The organism is Micromonospora lupini str. Lupac 08 (assembly GCF_000297395.2).
GTDB lineage: Bacteria > Actinomycetota > Actinomycetes > Mycobacteriales > Micromonosporaceae > Micromonospora > Micromonospora lupini.
Genome location: NZ_HF570108.1, coordinates 3,423,723 through 3,441,500 on the forward strand (window position 1 = coordinate 3,423,723; position 17,778 = coordinate 3,441,500).

Annotated in this window: 19 protein-coding genes and 2 pseudogenes; 14 read left to right on the forward strand and 7 right to left on the reverse strand. The window is 74.4% G+C overall.

Annotated features, from left to right (window positions below; genetic code table 11):
* Positions 1-11: 11 nt before the first annotated feature.
* Positions 12-404 (reverse strand): ankyrin repeat domain-containing protein, encoded by a 393-nt coding sequence (locus tag MILUP08_RS16755; RefSeq protein WP_007459723.1) that lies wholly within the window; start codon positions 402-404, stop codon positions 12-14.
* 64 nt (positions 405-468) lie between these two features.
* Between MILUP08_RS16755 and MILUP08_RS16760 the strand changes: the two genes are divergently transcribed.
* The 9 genes and pseudogenes from MILUP08_RS16760 to MILUP08_RS16800 all read left to right on the forward strand — a co-directional run bounded on the left by MILUP08_RS16760 (position 469) and on the right by MILUP08_RS16800 (position 6,365).
* Entirely contained in the window at positions 469-846 is a 378-nt protein-coding gene (locus MILUP08_RS16760) for a cupin domain-containing protein (protein ID WP_007459725.1), read from the forward strand.
* 114 nt (positions 847-960) lie between these two features.
* Complete coding sequence (locus tag MILUP08_RS16765) at positions 961-1,416, forward strand: cysteine dioxygenase (RefSeq protein WP_007459727.1); 456 nt, start codon at positions 961-963, stop codon at positions 1,414-1,416.
* 44 nt (positions 1,417-1,460) lie between these two features.
* Positions 1,461-1,949 (forward strand): rhodanese-like domain-containing protein, encoded by a 489-nt coding sequence (locus MILUP08_RS16770; RefSeq protein WP_039906145.1) that lies wholly within the window; start codon positions 1,461-1,463, stop codon positions 1,947-1,949.
* A 134-nt stretch (positions 1,950-2,083) separates the two neighbouring features.
* Positions 2,084-2,570 (forward strand): annotated as a pseudogene (locus tag MILUP08_RS37315) (winged helix-turn-helix domain-containing protein).
* Positions 2,571-2,830: 260 nt separating this feature from the next.
* On the forward strand, positions 2,831-3,436 hold the full coding sequence (locus MILUP08_RS16780; RefSeq protein ID WP_007459734.1) for a winged helix-turn-helix domain-containing protein: 606 nt from the start codon (positions 2,831-2,833) through the stop codon (positions 3,434-3,436).
* 92 nt (positions 3,437-3,528) lie between these two features.
* Complete coding sequence (locus MILUP08_RS16785; protein WP_007459736.1) at positions 3,529-4,173, forward strand: nucleoside/nucleotide kinase family protein; 645 nt, start codon at positions 3,529-3,531, stop codon at positions 4,171-4,173.
* 153 nt (positions 4,174-4,326) lie between these two features.
* Positions 4,327-4,725 carry a TraR/DksA family transcriptional regulator gene (locus tag MILUP08_RS16790; protein WP_007459738.1) on the forward strand — a complete coding sequence of 133 codons (399 nt, stop codon included), beginning with the start codon at positions 4,327-4,329 and terminating at the stop codon, positions 4,723-4,725.
* Positions 4,726-4,773: 48 nt separating this feature from the next.
* Positions 4,774-5,646: a DUF72 domain-containing protein gene (locus MILUP08_RS16795; protein WP_007459740.1), complete on the forward strand. Its 873-nt coding sequence runs from the start codon at positions 4,774-4,776 to the stop codon at positions 5,644-5,646.
* A 290-nt stretch (positions 5,647-5,936) separates the two neighbouring features.
* Positions 5,937-6,365 (forward strand): DUF2267 domain-containing protein, encoded by a 429-nt coding sequence (locus MILUP08_RS16800; protein WP_007459741.1) that lies wholly within the window; start codon positions 5,937-5,939, stop codon positions 6,363-6,365.
* A gap of 52 nt (positions 6,366-6,417) precedes the next feature.
* On the opposite strand, the gene MILUP08_RS16805 is transcribed toward MILUP08_RS16800, so the two are convergent.
* Complete coding sequence (locus tag MILUP08_RS16805; RefSeq protein ID WP_007459744.1) at positions 6,418-7,197, reverse strand: DUF72 domain-containing protein; 780 nt, start codon at positions 7,195-7,197, stop codon at positions 6,418-6,420.
* Positions 7,198-7,354: 157 nt separating this feature from the next.
* On the opposite strand from MILUP08_RS16805, the gene MILUP08_RS16810 reads away from it, so the two are divergent.
* Positions 7,355-7,660, forward strand: a complete 306-nt coding sequence (locus tag MILUP08_RS16810; RefSeq protein ID WP_007459745.1) for a hypothetical protein — start codon at positions 7,355-7,357, stop codon at positions 7,658-7,660.
* Between the two features lie 9 nt (positions 7,661-7,669).
* Positions 7,670-8,944 carry a cupin domain-containing protein gene (locus tag MILUP08_RS16815; RefSeq protein ID WP_007459747.1) on the forward strand — a complete coding sequence of 425 codons (1,275 nt, stop codon included), beginning with the start codon at positions 7,670-7,672 and terminating at the stop codon, positions 8,942-8,944.
* Between the two features lie 326 nt (positions 8,945-9,270).
* Here MILUP08_RS16815 and MILUP08_RS16820 read toward each other — a convergent pair whose 3' ends face one another.
* From MILUP08_RS16820 to MILUP08_RS16840, 5 genes and pseudogenes are all read right to left on the reverse strand, one after another.
* A complete protein-coding gene (locus tag MILUP08_RS16820) occupies positions 9,271-9,933 on the reverse strand; it encodes a hypothetical protein (protein WP_007459751.1) in 663 nt (220 codons plus the stop codon).
* Positions 9,930-12,606 (reverse strand): annotated as a pseudogene (locus MILUP08_RS16825) (FtsK/SpoIIIE domain-containing protein). The gene MILUP08_RS16820 and the pseudogene MILUP08_RS16825 overlap by 4 nt, the downstream one beginning before the upstream one ends.
* Positions 12,599-13,708 carry a hypothetical protein gene (locus tag MILUP08_RS16830; protein WP_007459756.1) on the reverse strand — a complete coding sequence of 370 codons (1,110 nt, stop codon included), beginning with the start codon at positions 13,706-13,708 and terminating at the stop codon, positions 12,599-12,601. Before MILUP08_RS16830 ends, MILUP08_RS16825 begins: the two are co-directional and overlap by 8 nt.
* Before the next feature lie 6 nt (positions 13,709-13,714).
* Positions 13,715-13,975, reverse strand: coding sequence for a hypothetical protein (locus MILUP08_RS16835; RefSeq protein WP_007076395.1), 261 nt, complete (start codon positions 13,973-13,975; stop codon positions 13,715-13,717).
* Between the two features lie 153 nt (positions 13,976-14,128).
* A complete protein-coding gene (locus MILUP08_RS16840; protein WP_007459760.1) occupies positions 14,129-14,509 on the reverse strand; it encodes a PIN domain-containing protein in 381 nt (126 codons plus the stop codon).
* A gap of 140 nt (positions 14,510-14,649) precedes the next feature.
* Here MILUP08_RS16840 and MILUP08_RS16845 point away from each other — a divergent pair, with 140 nt between their 5' ends.
* Genes MILUP08_RS16845 through MILUP08_RS16855 form a run of 3 tightly spaced genes read left to right on the forward strand, consistent with a single transcriptional unit; the run spans position 14,650 to position 17,767 of the window.
* Positions 14,650-17,205 carry an ATP-dependent Clp protease ATP-binding subunit gene (locus tag MILUP08_RS16845; RefSeq protein ID WP_007459762.1) on the forward strand — a complete coding sequence of 852 codons (2,556 nt, stop codon included), beginning with the start codon at positions 14,650-14,652 and terminating at the stop codon, positions 17,203-17,205.
* On the forward strand, positions 17,202-17,417 hold the full coding sequence (locus tag MILUP08_RS16850; RefSeq protein WP_007459763.1) for a hypothetical protein: 216 nt from the start codon (positions 17,202-17,204) through the stop codon (positions 17,415-17,417). Before MILUP08_RS16845 ends, MILUP08_RS16850 begins: the two co-directional genes overlap by 4 nt.
* Positions 17,417-17,767 (forward strand): DUF3140 domain-containing protein, encoded by a 351-nt coding sequence (locus MILUP08_RS16855; protein WP_007459766.1) that lies wholly within the window; start codon positions 17,417-17,419, stop codon positions 17,765-17,767. The genes MILUP08_RS16850 and MILUP08_RS16855 overlap by 1 nt, the downstream gene beginning before the upstream one ends.
* The last annotated feature ends 11 nt before the right edge of the window (positions 17,768-17,778 follow it).

Here is a 17,778-nt window from a genome sequence, read left to right on the forward strand (position 1 = left end):
CGGGGGTCGCGTCAGCCGGCCCGCAGCAGCTCGGCCATCTCCGGCAGGTCGAAGAACTGCGCGGTCTCGGCCGCCGACGGGGTGCCGTGCGCCGGATCGGCCCCGGCGGCGAGCAGCGCGCGGACGGCGTCGGCGCTGCTGCGGAAGACCGCGGCGGCGAGCGCGGTCTGCCCCCGGTCGTTGGCACGGGTGTGGTCCGCGCCGCGCGCCAGCAGAGCGGCCACCGTGTCCGGGTGGGAGTGGTAGGCGGCCAGGATCAGCAGCGTGTCGCCCTTGTCGTTGGTCAGGTTGACCGGCAGGCCGGCGTCGACCTGGGCGGCCAGCTCCTCGGTGGAGCCCGCGCGGGCCAGGTCGAACATCCGGTGCGCGAACGCCAGCGTCTCGGCGTCAAGGTCATCGGTCACCGGTCCAGGGTAGTCGCCGAGGTCCTGATAGGTTGCTCGGCCGGCGCGGTGGGGGAGGGGTCCGATGGGTGAGACGGTCTACGTGGGCAACGCGGGCGTCGACGGCGCCGGCAACGGCGGCTGGCTGCTCGGGCACTTCGCACCGCCGGACGAGATCCGGCACAGCACCGACGTCGAGGTGAAGTGGGGCGTGCATCCGCCCGGTGAGGCCCGCTCGCGGTGGGCGACAGGTGAGCGTCGGACCACCCTGCTGGTGCTCGTCGACGGGTGCTTCCGGGTGGAGCTGCCGGACCGGACGGTGCGGCTGGCCACTCCCGGCGACTATGTGGTGTGGGCGCGGGGAGTGGATCACTCCTGGTACGCGGAGCGGGCCTCGGTGGTGCTCACCGTGCGGTGGCCGTCGCTGCCCGGTTACCGGGTGGACCCGCCGGTCCTGCGCTGAGCCCGCGCGGTCGCGGGATGGCCTCCCGGCATGTGGAATTACCTACTAAACCTATAGGGTTTGCCGGCTAGAGTACGGGGGCACCCCGCCGAACGACCCGCTGAGGAACCACCGATGACCCACTATCGCCCGGCCACCGACCTGCTCGCCGTCGCCGCCCGGTGGGCCGACCCGGCCGGCTGGCCGGTCACGCTGCGCTTCGATCCCAGCGAGCGCTGGTACGCCCGGCTCGCCACCGCCGACGACCACGAGGTGTGGGCCCTGAGTTGGCTGCCCGGCCAGGGCACCGACCTGCACGACCACGGCGGCTCCGCCGGCGCGTTCCGGGTGGTCGCCGGTGCCCTCACCGAGGAGACGGTCAGCCGGGGAGAGCTGCGCCCCCGTCTGCTGCCCGCCGGCGCCGCCCGCCGCTTCGGCCCCCGCCACGTCCACCAGGTCACCAACCGCGGCCCGGTGCCGGCGGTCAGCGTGCACGTCTACCGCCCGGCGCTGCGCCGGATGACCCGCTACGACCTCCTCGACGGGCGCCTGCGGGTCGCCGAGGTCGCCGAGGCCGGGCGGTCCTGGTGAGCCTCTCGTTCGCACCGCCCTCTCGTTACCGGAAGGAATCGATCATGCAGTTCACCGCCGAGCACTGTCCGGCACCCGTGCCACCGCCGGGCTCCCGGGGCATCGACGACATCCTGGCCGCCGCGCGAGCCCGCCTCGACCGGCTCGACCCGGAGCGGGCGCACCTCGCGGTCCGGGCCGGCGCGTTGCTCGTCGACATCCGGCCGGCCGCCCAGCGCGCCGCGCACGGCGTCGTGCCCGGCTCGCTCACGGTCGAGCGCAACGTGCTGGAGTGGCGGTTCGACCCGCGTTGCCCGGCCCGGCTGCCCGAGGCGGTCGACTACGACGTGCCGGTGGTGATCATCTGCCAGGAGGGCTACACCTCGTCGCTGGCCGCCGCCGCGTTGCAGGACATCGGCCTGCGCCGGGCCACCGACGTCGACGGCGGGTTCGCCGCCTGGCGCATCGCCGGCCTGCCGGCGCTCGGCCCCACACCGCTGCACCGCGCATCCCCCCTCGCGCCCCCGGTCACCGCCGGCTGGGCGCGCCGCTGACCCCCACGCCGCACCCGGCGTGGCGGCGTACCGCCATCTCAGGAGGCACGATGTCCGTCGTCGCGATCCCCACCCGTCCCTACTCGCCGAGTCACCCGGGCCGGGCCGCCGTCCGCCCCCGCACCGGCCCGACCCTGACCATCACCCTCGACCTGGCCCCCGGGCCGATGAGTCCCCGGCTGGCCCGGCTGGTGCAGCTGCTCGGTGAGCTGGCGGAGTCCGGGGAGGGTCGGCTGCGCCCCGCCGAGGACGTGCCGGCGACACCGCGCCCGCTGCCCCGCCCCGCCATCGCCGAGGCGCCCGCCGCCGACACCGACGGGGCCGACGTGCGCATCATAGGCCGGCACCCGGGTGGTCCGCCGCGGCGACCGGGTGGTCGCGCTGACCCGCATCGAGTACGACCTGCTGCTCTTCCTCGCCGAGCGCCCGCACCGGGTCTTCACCCGCCTCCAGCTGCTGTCGAACGTCTGGGGCTACGAACACGCCGTGGCCCGCACCGTGGACGTGCACGTCCGACGCCTGCGGGCCAAGCTGCCCGGGGCGGAGGTGGTCACGACCGTCTACGGGGTCGGTTACCGGCTGGGCGACGAGGCGCGGATCAGCGTCGACCACACCCGCTGAGCAGCGCTCCGACGGCGGTCCGCAGGCGATGCGCGACGGCACGGTGAACAGGACGGGGACCCCCGTAACGGGGCATCCCGGTGGCTCTGCTGTAATCATCTGGCTTCGTACGCAGAGCGAGCGTCTGGCTCCGATGTGTTCGTCAATTGTCACATTCATGCAACGCAGCCGCCTCTTGACCCTCGCCCGGGCGCCGGGAAGCATCGATGAAGCGGCGTCCCGGGCCGTGGGGAGATACCCGGACCAGCCCAAGGAGGACCATGTCGGTCAGCCCCGCCTCGTCGCGCGCCGGATGGCATACGTCCCAACCCGCGGTGCCCGGTCGACCCCCCGGCGGTCAACGCCGCCCGGCGAACACCGCCGCGCCCATGCTCACCGTGACGCTGTCCATCCCACTGGCGTGTGAGGAGTCGCTGACCCCGCCGGCCCGACGGCTGCTCGAAGCCGCCCGGGAGATGCTGGAGCGGGGCGAGGGCGTGATCACCAGCTCCGCTCCGGCCGAGCGTCGCGCCGACGGGGTGCCGGCCAACCGGGCGCCCGCCCGAGCCCTCACCCCGACGATCCCCGCCCTGCACATCCTCGCGTCGTCCCGGTCGGTGCTGCGCGACGACGAGCCGCTGCCGCTGACCCGGCTGGAGTTCGACCTCCTGCTGCATCTGGTCGCCCACCCCCGCCGGGTGTTCACCCGACTGCAACTGCTCAACGCCGTCTGGGGCTACGAGCACGCCGGCGTCCGCACCGTCGACGTGCACGTACGTCGGCTGCGCGGCAAGGTCGGCGTGGACGTCCCCCTGGTCACGACCGTCTACGGCGTCGGCTACCGGCTCGCCGACGACGCCCGCGTCACCGTCGACCGCACCGGCTGACCGCCGCCACCCAGCCGGCCGGCGGCCCCGAGCGGCGCGACGGCGGCTCGGCAGCTGCGGGGCCGCCCACGCCGACGAGGCAGGATGGTTCGGTGCGCATCCGTCCCATCTCGCCCGACCGGCTCGTCGCCGAACTGACCGGCCGGCTCGACGACGCCTCCCGCACCGTCGAGCCCGCCCGGCTGCGAGTGGCGGTCGACGGTGCCCCCGCAGCCGGCCCGGACGAGCTGGCCGCCGCTCTCGTCGATCCGCTGCGCGCCCGAGGCCGCCCGGTCCTGCACGTCCGCGCCGCCGACTTCCTCCGCCCCGCGTCGCTGCGCTTCGAACTCGGCCGGACCAACCCGGACGCCTACTACGAGGGCTGGAACGACGAGACCGGCCTGCGCCGCGAGGTGCTCGACCCGGCCGGCCCCGGCGGCGACGGGCGGGTGCTGCCGTCGCTGTGGGACGCCGCCGCCGACCGGGCCAGCCGCGCCCGGTACGTCGACCTGCCACCCGGCGGCATGGTCCTGGTCAGCGGCACGCTCCTGCTCGGCGGGGCGCTGCCCTTCGACGTGACGGTCCACCTTCAGCTCTCCCCGGCGGCGCTGCGCCGCCGCACCGGACCGGCCGACGAGTGGACCCTCCCGGCCTTCGACCGCTACGCCGAGGAGGTGGTCCCCGCCAGCTTCGCCGACGTGGTGGTACGCGCCGACGACCCCCGGCACCCCGCGCTCGTGGAGGCCGGCGACAGCTGAGAAATCGCCTGTTTGCGTGGCGCGTCCGGCGGGTACTCGCCCGGCTCACAGAGCGCGGGTGACCGCCCGCGTACCGGATGCGACCGTTGACCGGGGCCCACGCCGCCGGCACCCGGTTCACCTTGAGCCACCAGGCCAGGAAGGCAGGCAGCGATGCTCGTCCACGACACGGTCGGTACCGGCCGATCCCAGACGGAGATCGACCAGATCCGGCACTCCCTGCAGGCGCGCTACGACGAGCTGACCGCCGAGTACGAGCAGGCCGTGCTGCAGAGCCAGGTGCTGCGTCTGGTGGAGGTCGGTGACACTGCCGGCGACGACCAGGCCGACAGCGGCACCAAGACCGCCGAGCGGGACACCGCGCAGTCCCTGCTGCGGACCATCCTCGACCGGCGCACCCAGTACGAGCACGCCCTGGGCCGCCTCGCCGAGGGCACGTACGGCTGGTGCGAGGGCTGCTCGGCGGCGATCCCGGTGGAGCGGCTGGAGATCTTCCCGGCCGCCACCACGTGCGTCACCTGCAAGCAGACCCGCGAGCGGCGGGCGGCCTGAGCGACGGCAGCGGTTGCCGGTCGGTCCACGACACGATGGACTTTCGCCATGGGTGACATTCTGGTGGGCACCGCGTCCTGGACCGACCGCACGCTGCTCGACTCGGGCTGGTACCCGCAGACCGCGGACAACCCGGAGAAGCGCCTGGCGTACTACGCCCGGCAGTTCCCGCTTGTCGAGGTGGACGCGACCTACTACTCGCCGCCCGCCGAGGCGACCGCGCGGCTCTGGGCCGACCGCACCCCGGCCGGCTTCACGTTCAACATCAAGGCGTTCAGCCTGCTCACCGGGCATCCCACCCGGGTCAGCGCGCTCTACAAGGACCTGCGCCCCGAGACGGAGAAGAAGAACGTCTACCCCGACGACCTGCCCGCGCAGGCGTACGAGGACGTGTGGACGCGCTTCCTGTCCGCGCTGGACCCCCTTGTCGAGGCGGACAAGCTCGGCGCGCTGCTGTTCCAGTTCCCGCCCTGGTTCACGATCAAGCGGGCCAACAAGCAGTACCTGCTGGAGGTGGCGAAGCGCTGCGCGCCGCTGCGACCGGTCTACGAGTTCCGCCACGCGTCCTGGTTCGACGGCGACAACGCCGACGAGACCCTCGCCTTCCTCCGCGAGCACCGGCTGTCGTACGTCTGCGTGGACATGCCGCAGGGCCACCGCTCGTCGGTGCCCCCGGTGCTGGCCGCCACCGGGGACCTCGCGGTCATGCGCTTCCACGGCCACAGTGACAAGTGGACGAGCAAGGACATCCACGAGAAGTTCGGCTACCACTACTCGAAGCGGGAGCTGGCCGACTGGGCGCCGAAGCTGCGCGAGCTGGCCGACTCCGCCGGGCAGACCCACGTTCTCATGAACAACTGTTACCGCGACTACGCCCAGACCAACGCGAAGACCCTCGCGGGTCTCCTCGACGCCGGCTGACCTCACCCGATCCGGGTGGGGCCGGCTCACCCGCCCGACCGGCACGGTGGACACGGTGGGTACGGCCGCGCGGAGGCGGCCGACGCCGGAGACGACACGGAGGTGACGGGCGATGACGGTTCGACTGGTGACGGATCGACGGCGGGGCGCCGTCCTGCACGTGGTCGGCACGGCCGACAACGCCAGGCGCGCACCACAGGGCACCCCGGTACGGGCCAGACGAGGCCCGGTGGGACCGCCGCGACGCGCCGACGACCGACGGTGGGACACCACGGAACGGGGGTCGACCGATGGCTGACGCGATGATCTCCGCCTTCGAGAGCTCGCTTGACAAGACGAACCTGATCCTCAAGGACATCGAGACCGCCTACGGGTGGCCGAAGGAGCGACGCAACCAGTCGTACGCCGCGCTGCGCACGGTGCTGCACCTGCTGCGCGACCGGTTGGCGGTCAACGAGAGCGTCGAGTTCGCGCAGCAGTTGCCGGTGCTGGTCCGGGGGATCTACTTCGACGGATGGAACCCGTCGGACGTGCCGATCAAGCTCAACCGCGACGACTTCCTCTACGAGGTCCGGCAGGGCTTCCCGTACGACGCCGAGGGCGGCGCGGAGCGGGTGACGCAGGTGGTGCTGGACACGCTGCGTCGGCACGTCACCCAGGGCGAGTGGCAGGACGTGAAGGACACCATGCCGAAGGACCTCGCCACGTTCATGCCGTGACGCCGTGACGCCGTGACACCGTGGGCCCGTCCGACGACGCCGTCGGGCGGGCTCAGCGCTGGGACGTGTCGGCCTCGGCGGGGGACGGCACCCGCGACACCGGATGACCGGCCGCGCGGGCCAGCGCCGCGAAGGTGACGGCGTCGGTGACGGCCGCACCGCCGGGGTCGTTGTTGAAATAGACGTACGCCGGCTCGTCCGCGTCGAACGCGTCGGTGAGCCGGCGGACCCACGAGCCGAGCGCGGTACGCCCGTAGTGCGGCCACGGCCGGGCCCGCCCCTCGTGCAGCCGCAGATAGCCGAAGTCGGTCGTACGCCAGCGGGGCGCCACCGGACGACCGAGGCGATCCGCCCAGACCAGCGCCGCCCGCCGCCGTTCCAGCACGGCACGGGTGGCGTCGGTCCACCAGGACGGGTGCCGTGGCTCCACCGCCACCCGAACCTCCGCCGGGAACAGCCGCAGAGTCGCGTCCAGCGCGTCGACGTCCGCCCGCAGGTTGGGTGGCAGTTGCAGCAGCACCGGCCCGAGCCGGTCGCCGAGGGCCGTGGCCCGGCCGAGGAACCGCGCCACCGGCTCGGCCGGATCCCGCAGACGCTTGATGTGGGTGAGGTAGCGGCTCATCTTCACCGCCACGCAGAAGTCTCCCGGCGTCCGCGCCCGCCACGCCGCGAACGTCTCCCGCTCCGGCAGCCGGTAGAACGCGTTGTTGACCTCGACGGTGGCGAAGCCCGCCGCGAAGTGCTCCAACCAGAGTCGCTGTGGCAGCTGCTGGGGGTAGAAGCGGCCCCGCCAGTCCCGGTACTGCCAGCCGGAGGTACCCACCAGGATCACCTTCCCATCCTGACACCGACCGCCACCGCCCGCGAACCGCCCGTGTCGCCCCGGTTCGGCGTCTACGGTGTGGGTTAGAGAAGATCGCGCGTGGGGTACCACCCGCAGCACGACGGACCCCGGCGTACGGCGGGGCGGCACACCCGAGGGAGTACCGATGGCACTCAACGACGATGACATGCAGACCACGGGCGGCGGCGGCCTGGAGGGTCCGGCCGACGGTGGCGCGACCCCGGGTCACCAGGACGGCGGCGCGGACGGTGGCGCGGAGGGTCCGGCCGACGGTGGCGCGACCCCGGGTCACCAGGACGGCGGCGCCGATGGTGGCGCGGAGGGTCCGGCCGACGGTGGCGCGACCCCGGGTCACCAGGACGGCGGCGCCGATGGTGGCGCGGAGGGTCCGGCCGATGGTGGCGCGACCCCGGGCCAGCAGGACGGCGGCGCCGACGGCAGCGCCCGGTAACGGACCGTCATGACGCACCTCGACCCGCCGGGCGGCCACGGCCGCCCGGCGGTTCCGTCCCCGGATGCCACCGCCGCGCTGGCCCGCTGTGTGTCGGTCGAGCCGGCCAAGTTCGCCGCCGCGCACTGGGGGCACACCCCGCTGCTGTCCCGCGCCGCCGAGCTGCCTGACCCGGCCGGCTTCACCGACCTGTTCAGCCCCGCCGACGCCGACGAGCTGCTCAGCCGGCGCGGTCTGCGTACCCCGTTCCTGCGGGTCGCCAAGGACGGCCAGCTCGTTCCGGCGGCGCGCTGGACCGGCGGTGGCGGCGCGGGCGCGGAGATCGGCGACCAGGTGCTCGACGAGCGGGTCCTGGAGCAGTACGCGGCGGGCGCCACCCTGGTCCTGCAGGGCCTGCACCGGATCTGGCCGCCGCTCGTCGACTTCGCCCGCGACCTGGGCCTCGCGCTCAACCAGCCGCTGCAGATCAACGCCTACCTCACCCCGGCCGGCAGCCAGGGCTTCGCCACCCACTACGACACCCACGACGTGTTCGTGCTCCAGGTCGACGGCCGCAAGCACTGGCGGATCCACCCACCGGTGCTGCCCGACCCGCTGGAGAAGCAGACGTGGGGCGGTCGCGCCGACGAGGTCTCCGCCACCGCGCAGGGTCCCGCCGCGCTGGACGTGGTGCTCGCCCCCGGCGACGCCCTCTACCTGCCCCGCGGCTGGCTGCACAGCGCGCAGGCCCAGGACGCCAGCTCGCTGCACCTGACCGTGGGCATCCGCGCGTTGACGCGCTACGCCCTGGTCGAGGAGCTGCTCGCGCTGGCCGCCGAGGACCAGCGGCTGCGCGCCAGCCTGCCGTTCGGCACCGACGTGGCCGACGCCGACGCCATCGAGCCGGAGCTGACCGAGACGGTCGAGGCGCTGCGCGACTGGCTGCTACGCGCCGACCCGGCCGCCGTCGCGGCGCGACTGCGTCAGCGCGCCTGGCCCGCCGCCCGGCCGGCGCCCATCCGGCCACTCGCCCAGGCCGGCGCCGTGGCCGCGCTGGACGCCGACTCCCGGGTCACCCTGCGGCCGGGTCTGCGCTGGCAGCTCGTGCCGCACGGATCGGACCAGGTGGCGCTGCGCCTGTTCGACCGCACCATCACCCTGCCGGCGGACTGCGCGCCGGCGGCCCGCGCCCTGCTCAGCGGCACGGTCACCCGCGTCGGTGACCTGCCCGGCCTGCCCGACGACGCCGACCGGGTCACCCTGGCCCGTCGCCTGCTGCGCGAGGCCGTCCTGATCCCGGCCTGAGGCCGCCCGTCGGCGTGCGTGCGCTGGCGGGTGCCCGCTGGCGGTGGTCGGCGCGCCCCCGTCGGCGTGCGCCCGGTCGGCGTGCGCGCGCCCCTCGGTGTGCGCCGGGCGGCCTACGCGCGCTGGCATGCGCCCGGCGGCGTGCGCCCGGCGGCGGTGATCGACTCGGTTTCCCTGAAGTCGCCGTGTCGGAAGGGCTTGGACGCCGCGATTTCCAGGAAACCGAGTTGATCAAGGCGGCGAGCGGCGCAGCGCCATGCCGGCGGGACCTGCGCGGCGGGGACCTGCGCGGCGGACCTGCCCGGCGGGGGTGCCCGGGGCAGGGGTCAGCGGCCGAGGACCAGCAGCAGCGCGGTGGCCACCAGGCCGGCGCCGAGGACCACGGTGATCGGGCGCGGCCCGAGGACCGCGTGCCGGCGGTCGGCCAGCACCCGCGCCGGCACGAGGCCGATCAGCGGGCCGAGCAGTGTCACCACCAGCGCCAGCACCGGCAGTCCGACCGCGAGGTCTCCGCCGTACCCGACGCCGAGCGCCCGCGCGCCGGAGCCCAGCGCGTACGCCACCACCGCGCCGGCCACCCCGCAGAGGGCCAGCAGCGGGTTGACCGAGCCCGGCAGCTCACCCGGTTGCCCGGCCCGGTCGAGCAGGTCCCGGGCCCGGCCGAGCAGCGCGACCGGCTCGCCGGCCGCACTGCCGTTGGTCGGTGTCGGCGGGGCGCCGAGGCGGCGGACGCCCAGCCGGGCGCGGACCTGCTGCCACAGGTGCGCCACCTCGGCGTCGACGCGTTCCTGCTCCTCGCGGGCCGCGACCAGCTCCTCCTCGGCCCGGCGCACCTGGTCGGCGGCGTCGGTGACGGCCCGCTCGGCCGCCGCGCACTGCCGCTCGTACCACGTGTGCGCCTCGGCGCGCTGCTCGCGGACCCGGGCGGTCAGCTCGGCCAGTCGCCGTAGCTGCGCCGTGTACGTGTCACTGCTCACCGGCTGGTTCATCGCGACGGTCCATAGGGGATGAGCACCTGGCCGGTGCGGTGCACCGCCCGGTCGAAGAAGAGCCCGCGCCACGGTCGGGGATACCAGTCCGGGCCGCCGGTGCCCGGGTAGAGCGAGGCGCCCAGCTCGCCGCCGTGCGCGTCGAGCGCCACCCAGGCGCCGATCTGGTCGGTGCGGGCGGCCGGGCCGCCCAGGTCCGCGCGCATCCGCGCCACGCCCCGCCACCAGGCCAGCACGTGGGTACGCCGTTCCGGCCCGTCGTGCAGGATTCGGCGCAGCTGCTCCAGGCCGGTACGTCGACCGGTGCGCGCGGCGAGGGCGCCGGCCGCCGCGTCGACCGCGAACAGCAGCAGGTAGTGCGGGCTGCCCGGGCCGGGCAGTCCGTCGGCCGTCTCGGTCATCAACTCGCCGACGGTCTCCTCGTCGTACCAGGCGGCGTCGTCGGCCAGGTCGTCGTAGAGCGCGCGGGCGATCGGGTCGGCGTCCGGGTCGAGACAGGCGATGGAGAACCGGGCGGTGCCCGGCGGGTGCTGGCGGGCCAGCGACCGGGCGGCCGAGTCGAGCACCGCGCACGCCTCGTCCACCCGCGTACCCAGCACCGCCAGGTTGCGTCCGGGCGCGCGAGGCAGCCGCAGCGCCGCCGAGCGGGACTGCACGTCGATGATCTCGCCGAGCAGGGCCACCGGGTTGCGGGGCGCGCGGCCGTCCGTCGGGGCGGCGAGCGCCCGGAAGTCCGGGGCCTCGTCGAGTCGGGGGATCGCGTCACCGTCGAAGAGCCGGGCCGGCGCGGCGTCCGGGGGGCGCATCCGCCACAGCCGGTGTTGCAGGCCGCTCCATGTCTCCCAGTCGCTGGCCGACGGGATCCGCGCGACCTCGTTGCCCTCCACCATGCCCGACTCGGCGTTGACCACGGCGTGCCAGCGGGGCAGCGACTGCGCCGCGTCGTTGCGCTCGGCCAGGATCCGCAACGCCTTGGGCAGCGCGATCCGCAACGTGAACTGGGCGACAAGCGCCGGACGGCCCCACAGCGCCTCGATGCCCCGTACGTCCTGGGAGGCGAGCACCAGGTGGATGCCCTGCGACCGGCCGCGGCGGGCCAGGTCCTCCAGCAGGTCGGCGGCCTCCCGGGCGACCACGTCCCGACCGGCCAGCAGCATCTGGAACTCGTCGACCACTGCGACGATCCGGGGCCAGTGCCCGGTCGGGTCGACCGCGCGCAGCTCGGCCAGCTTGGTCACCTCGTGCTTCTTGGCGGCGTCGGCGCGGCGACGCAGCTCGTCGGTGAGGAACCGCAGCAGCGCCAACCCGAACTCCCGGTCGGTGTTGACGTTGATGCCGACCAGGCGCATGTGCGGCAGCCAGCTCGGGTCGCGTCGGCCCTGCGCGAACCGGGCGAAGGACACCCCCTCCTTGAAGTCCAGGAGATAGAACTCCAGCTCGGCGGGGGAGTAGCGGGAGGCGAGGGCGCCGATCCACGCGAAGATCAGGTTGGTCTTGCCGGTGCCGGACGGGCCTCCGATCAGCGCGTGCGGTGGATAGTCGCCCAGGGTCAGGCGCACCGGTCGGCCCTGCGGCCCCTCGCCGATCGGGGCGGTCAGGCCGCTTGCCGAATCCTCCCGCCACATCTCCTCCGGTGGGGGCAGCAGGTCGGCGAACGGCGTCGGCGGCGGGCCGGCGTTGACCTGGGCCGCGATCTCCCGGCAGGTCTCGGTGACGAGCGTCGCCGGTGGCGGCGGGTCCAGGCGGACCGACAGGCCGGACGGCCCGCCGATCCACGCTCCGGACGACTCGGTCACCACCCGCGTCACCGTCGGGTCGTCCGGCAGGGCGATGCCCCGGACCACCAGGTGCACCCCGCAGGCGGCGCCGGCGCGGACCACCCGTTCGAGCTGCCCGCGCTCGTGCCGGTTCAGCTCGTCGCCGCCGAGCAGCACCGCCACCCGCCACGGCTCGGGCCGGCGGCCGGTCGCCGAGGCCAGCTCCCGCAGTGAGCCGTGTTCACCGGCCAGCACCGTCTCGTTGATGCGGCGGATCTGCTCGACCAGGTCGTCCAGCAGCGGCCCCAACCCGCCGGGGCCGACGAAGGTGAGCAGCCCCGCGGTGCCCAGGGGCGCGAACCCGGCCAGGCCGCCGCCGAGGTGCTCCGGGTCGTACCCGACCAGTCGTACCCCACCCGGGTCGGCGCGGCCGACGGCCCGCAACAGCAGCGCGGACACGACCGCGTCGCAGCCGGCGCGGTCGTCCCCGGACAGGTGCACGTGCCCGGCGTCGAGCAGCGGCACCAGCGCGGGCACCGGGTCGACGTCGTCGATCCGGACGGTGCCGACCCGCAGCGCGCCGGGCGGCTCGGCCCGGCGGGTGGGCGTCGGCGTCCAGCCCGGCCAGTCGGCGCCGGCGCAGCCGGGCGCCTCCCGGCGGGCGGCCTCGGCGGCGTGGCGGGCCAGCTCGGCGATCCGGGTGGCGTGCCGGTCGTCGATCTCGGCGAGGCGACGGTCCCGTTGGGCGCCGACCCGCTGGGGTACGACGGCGGCCGCCCGGCCGGACCCGGGTCAGCCGTTCGCGGCCCGCGGTCAGCTCGGCCTGGGCCGCCGACAAGCGGGTACGCGTGGCGCCCAGCGCCTCCCCGAGGGTGTCCCGGATCCGGGTGGCCAACTGGCCGCGCCGGTCAGCCATCGGAACCCCGACGGGCCGGCGCGTCCCGCCACGGGCTGCCCGTGCGCGGCGGCGGTCCGGCGCTCCGCTGCGGTACGGCCTCGCCGGACGCCTGCCCGGTACGACCGCCCACCCGACCAGGACGCGCATCCACGCCGCCGGAGGGTGCTTCGGCGGCCGCTCTCCCGGGCCGCTGCTCGGCGGGGCGCGTGCCCGGGCGTTGCTCGGCGGGGCGAGGGCTCGCGCCGCCGGAGTCCTGGCCACCGGTGGCCTGCGGCGTGCCGGTGGCGACGGGCAGGTCCCGGCCGAGGCGGGCGAGCAGCAGCCCGGTCGCCACGCCGGCGGCGACTGCGGAGTCGGCGGCGTGTGCGGGCTCTCCCGACGCGCGTGGTGGCGGCATCCGGCACACCCGGGTCAGCAGTGTCTCCAGCACCGGCGGCGGCAGGCCGGGCAGCAGGTCCCGGACGCGCCCGTTCAGCTCGCCGCGCAGCCGGCCGAGGTCCGCGGCGCGGGGCGGATGCCCCAGCAGCTCGCCGGCCAGCTCCCGCAGCAGCGGCGGCGCGAGCGCGGCCATTCCGAGCCCCACGTCGGCCGAGGCCCGGCGCAGCTCGGTGCGCAGCCGGTCCCGGTCACCCGCGCGTACCCCGCCGACGACCCGGCGCAGCAGCTCCTGGGAGTCGCGCAGCCGCTCGTCGGGCTCGTCGGCGCCGCCGTCGCGCCCGCCGGTCAACTCCGCCACCCGCACCGACCACCAGCGGCGCATCCGCACCTGTTCGGGCTGCTCCGGCGCCACTGTGGTCGGCCCGTCCGGCGGGGCCGCGTCGTGGCGCGGGTCGCGCTGCTGTGGGCGGGGTGGCGGGGCGCCGTCGCCGGCCAGCCCGATCGCGGCCAGGTACGCCGACAGCTGCTCCTGCGCCACCCGCAGCGCGTAGTTGGCACTCTCGGCGTGCTCGGTCGCGGCGGACAGCTCGGGCACCCCCATCGGGTTGGCCGACTCCTGTCGTACCCAGCGCAGCCGTTCGGCGGCCAGGCCGAACTTCTCCAGGGCCTGCCCGAGCAGGCCGACCGGGAACTCCTCGCTTGCCGCGCGGACCTGCCCGCCGATGTCCTCGATGATGGACACGGTGGCCTACAGGGTGGAGACGTAGAGCTGTGCCTGCTCGACCGCGACAAGTGTCGCGGCGAGACATTCCTCCAGCTCCTGGCTGGCCTGGGTCAGCGACGCCTGGGCCGCCTCGACCGTCTCGTGGCCGCTGCCCTCCAGCGCGCCGGCCAGGGTCTGCTGCGCCTCGGCGAGCTTCTCACCTGCCGCCTGGACGGCTGTCTGCCCGTCGCCGATCTGTTGGAGGGCGACATCGATGGCAGCCTTCAGCTCGGCGACGCTCGCCACGGCGGAACCTCCTGGGGGCGGGGAGATCTCCATTAGAGCCTACTGGCGTCCGTGGGAGAACATCCGCCCTGTCGGTGTTCCTGCCCGGCTGACCGTTAACCCCCCGGAAGTGCCGGGAGTCCGTTCTGTGGGAACTCCCAGGATGAGAATCTCTCAATTATCCCGGAGCCAGCGTGGGCCGTACACCTCAGCGCCCAGGGCGGTGACCCGCTCGCGCAGCTCCCGGTCGGCGGTGACCACCAGTCGACGGCGCTGCGGCGCCGCCTGCACCAACTCGACCACCGTGTCGTCGCCGGAGCCGGGGGCGGAGACCACCCGGACGTCGTCGGTGCCGGGCACGTCCCGGGCGGCGCCCTCGACCACGAGCACCACCTCGACCGGGGCGGTCAGGCGGGCGGGCAGACCGGTGGCGGCCACCGGGGCCAGGGAGTCCCGCAACCGGGTGGCGGCCCCCGCCCGGTCCCGCCACCATCCGTTCGGGCGGGAGCCCACCACGTTGGCGCCGTCCACGATCAGCAGCGGGTTCTCAGTCATGCCGCCAGCCTGCCACCCGGGAGCGGCGTCGGCCGGACGCCACTCCACAACGCGGGTTGCGCCGCCGCGTGCGGCGTTTGTCGGGCCGAGCGCCGGGTAGCCCCTGGCGACCGTGCCGCGCCCGACTGCGGAGGACAGACATGATGGGACCCGGTGACCTCGGCTCCGACCCGTGGGACGAATTCCTGGCCCGGTACTTCGGCCGGGGTGAGGGAGGACGCCGACCGCCGCACCGGGTCGACATCACCCGCCTGATGACCGCCGACGCCCGGGAGATGCTTGCCGACGCGGCCCGCCGCGCCGCGCAACGGCAGAGCAACGACCTGGACACCGACCACCTGCTCTGGGCGGCCCTGCAACGCGAACCCCTGCGCGACCTGGTACGCCGGGCCGGCGCCGACCCGGACACGCTGCTCAACGCGTTGGGCGGCAAGGGTGACGGCGCCCCGCGCGGGGAGGTGCCCCCCAACCTGTCGCTGACCCCGGCGGCCAAGCGGGCGCTGCTCGACGCCCACCAGTTGTCGCGGGCGATGGGCGCCAACTACATCGGCCCCGAGCACATCCTGATGGCCCTTCCGCTCAACCCGGAGTCACCGGCCGGGCGGATGCTGGCCGCCGGCCGGATCCAACCCGAGTCGTTGCAGGCCGCCAACGCCGAACGCGGCCCGATGACCGGGCCGAAACCGGACCGCGGCACCCCGACCCTGGACCAGTACGGGCAGGACCTCACCGACCTGGCCCGCGCCGACCAGATCGACCCGGTGATCGGGCGGGCCGACGAGATCGAGCAGGCCGTGGAGATCCTGTCCCGGCGAACCAAGAACAACCCGGTGCTGATCGGCGAGGCCGGAGTCGGCAAGACCGCGATCGTCGAGGGCCTGGCCGAGCGGATCTGCGACGGCGACGTGCCGCAGACCCTGCTCGGCAAGCGCGTGGTGCAGCTCGACCTCGCCGGCCTGGTGGCGGGCACCCGCTACCGGGGTGACTTCGAGGAGCGCCTCAAGAAGGTGATCGACGAGATCCGGGCGCACCGGGACGAGCTGATCATCTTCCTGGACGAGATCCACACCCTCGTCGGCGCCGGTGGGGCCGGCAGCGAGGGCGGAATGGACGCGTCAAACATGCTCAAGCCCGCCCTCGCGCGGGGCGAGCTGCGGGTGATCGGCGCGACCACGCTCGACGAGTACCGCAAGAGCATCGAGAAGGACGCCGCCCTGGCCCGCCGGTTCCAGCCGGTGCTGGTGCCCGAGCCCAGCGTCGACGACACGATCGCCATCCTGCGCGGCCTGCGCGACAGGTACGAGGCCCACCACCAGGTGCGCTTCACCGACGAGGCGCTTGTCGCCGCCGCCGAGCTGTCCGACCGGTACGTCACCGACCGCTTCCTGCCGGACAAGGCCATCGACCTGATCGACCAGGCCGGCGCCCGGGTCCGGCTGCGCACCCGCACCCCGGCCTCCGACGTGCGGGAGCTGGAGCAGGAGCTCGACGACGTACGCCGGGACAAGGAGCAGGCCGTCACCGACGAGCAGTACGAGCGGGCCTCGGCGCTGCGGGACCGGATCTCCGAGCTGGAGGAGGAGATGCGCCGCGCGAACGGCGCCGACGGCTCGTCCTCGCAGGTGCCCGAGGTGGGCCCGCAGGAGATCGCTGAGGTGGTCTCCCGGGCCACCGGCATTCCGGTCAGCCAGCTCACCGAGGAGGAACGCGACCGGCTGCTGCGCCTGGAGGGCCACCTGCACGAGAAGGTGGTCGGCCAGGACGACGCCGTCACCGCGGTGGCCGAGGCGGTGCGCCGCTCCCGCGCCGGGCTGGCCGACCCGGAACGGCCGATGGGCAGCTTCCTGTTCCTCGGCCCCACCGGCGTCGGCAAGACCGAGTTGGCCCGGGCCCTGGCCGAGGCGTTGTTCGGCGAGGCGGACCGGATGGTCCGGGTGGACATGAGCGAGTTCCAGGAGCGGCACACGGTCAGCCGGCTGGTCGGCGCCCCACCCGGGTACGTCGGCTACGAGGAGGCCGGCCAGCTCACCGAGGCGGTGCGCCGCCGCCCGTACGCGGTGGTGCTGCTCGACGAGATCGAGAAGGCGCACCCGGACGTGTTCAACATCCTGCTCCAGGTGCTCGACGACGGGCGGCTCACCGACAGTCAGGGCCGTACGGTGAACTTCAAGAACACCGTGCTGATCATGACGAGCAACCTCGGCTCCGAGCTGATCACCGGGGCCCAGCGGGCCGTCGGTTTCGGCACCGGGGACGTGGGCAGCGAGCAGGAGAACGACGAGCTGCGCGAACGGCTGATGCGTCGCCTCCAGGAGAACTTCCGGCCGGAGTTCCTCAACCGCATCGACGAGGTCATCATCTTCCGTCGGCTGGAGGCCGAGCAGTTGCGCGACATCACCGCGCTGCTGCTGGAGGAGACCCGCCGTCGGCTGCACGCCCAGGACATCCAGGTGGAGTTCACCACCGCCGGCATCGACTGGCTCGCCGAGCACGGCTACCAGCCGGAGTTCGGCGCCCGCCCGCTGCGCCGGGTCATCCAGCGGGAGGTGGACAACCACCTGTCGCGGATGCTGCTGGAGTCGGCGATCTCGCCCGGGCAGAAGGTCACCGTGGACGCCCGTGACGGGCAGCTCACCTTCGACGTGACCGCGGGCGAGCGGGGGTACACCGCCGCCACGACAACGCACCCGCGATGACGCCGCCCGCGCGACGAGACGACCACGAGGACCCGCACGAGGACGCGGAGTCCGGGAAACACCGGGACGAGGACGACGACCATCCCGACCCGATCCTGGCGCCCCCGACCGCGAACCCGCGCCGCACGCGGGTGCCCGCCGAGGGCCTGCATCCGAAGACCGACCAGGACGACCCGGAGACGTCGGGTCACCATCGTCGAGAGGAGACCTGATGGTACGCGACACGCGGATCGACCCCGAGGTGGAAGTGCTCTGGGAGGACTTCCACGCCGAGGTCAACGTCCCGTCGGAGCAGCTGCGCACCTGGCTGCTGACCCGGGGCTCCGGCGAGGAGTCGTTCAGCCCGAACCCGGACCTCGACCTGCCCCAGCCGGGACGGGAGATCCTCAAGGTGCTCAACAAGCGCAAGGTCGACCTGACCCCGGAGGACATCGAGGTGATGCAGGAGGCGGTCGAGCGCATCCGCGAGCTGATGGACGCCAAGCCCAAGCGCGGCAACGCCGACGACGAGTGGCGACACTCGCTGCTCGACCTCGGCCACGACCCTCTCGTCGAACGCTGAGCGCTGCCGTA

Excerpts from the sequence above, each read along its gene's own strand:
- MILUP08_RS16760 (WP_007459725.1), top strand. The coding sequence starts at position 469 with ATGGGTGAGACGGTCTACGTGGGCAACGCGGGCGTCGACGGCGCCGGC.
- MILUP08_RS16765 (WP_007459727.1), top strand. The coding sequence starts at position 961 with ATGACCCACTATCGCCCGGCCACCGACCTGCTCGCCGTCGCCGCCCGG.
- MILUP08_RS16770 (WP_039906145.1), top strand. The coding sequence starts at position 1,461 with ATGCAGTTCACCGCCGAGCACTGTCCGGCACCCGTGCCACCGCCGGGC.
- MILUP08_RS16780 (WP_007459734.1), top strand. The coding sequence starts at position 2,831 with ATGTCGGTCAGCCCCGCCTCGTCGCGCGCCGGATGGCATACGTCCCAA.
- MILUP08_RS16790 (WP_007459738.1), top strand. The coding sequence starts at position 4,327 with ATGCTCGTCCACGACACGGTCGGTACCGGCCGATCCCAGACGGAGATC.
- MILUP08_RS16795 (WP_007459740.1), top strand. The coding sequence starts at position 4,774 with ATGGGTGACATTCTGGTGGGCACCGCGTCCTGGACCGACCGCACGCTG.
- MILUP08_RS16800 (WP_007459741.1), top strand. The coding sequence starts at position 5,937 with ATGGCTGACGCGATGATCTCCGCCTTCGAGAGCTCGCTTGACAAGACG.
- MILUP08_RS16810 (WP_007459745.1), top strand. The coding sequence starts at position 7,355 with ATGGCACTCAACGACGATGACATGCAGACCACGGGCGGCGGCGGCCTG.
- MILUP08_RS16815 (WP_007459747.1), top strand. The coding sequence starts at position 7,670 with ATGACGCACCTCGACCCGCCGGGCGGCCACGGCCGCCCGGCGGTTCCG.
- MILUP08_RS16820 (WP_007459751.1), bottom strand. The coding sequence starts at position 9,933 with ATGAACCAGCCGGTGAGCAGTGACACGTACACGGCGCAGCTACGGCGA.
- MILUP08_RS16840 (WP_007459760.1), bottom strand. The coding sequence starts at position 14,509 with ATGACTGAGAACCCGCTGCTGATCGTGGACGGCGCCAACGTGGTGGGC.
- MILUP08_RS16845 (WP_007459762.1), top strand. The coding sequence starts at position 14,650 with ATGATGGGACCCGGTGACCTCGGCTCCGACCCGTGGGACGAATTCCTG.
- MILUP08_RS16850 (WP_007459763.1), top strand. The coding sequence starts at position 17,202 with ATGACGCCGCCCGCGCGACGAGACGACCACGAGGACCCGCACGAGGAC.
- MILUP08_RS16855 (WP_007459766.1), top strand. The coding sequence starts at position 17,417 with ATGGTACGCGACACGCGGATCGACCCCGAGGTGGAAGTGCTCTGGGAG.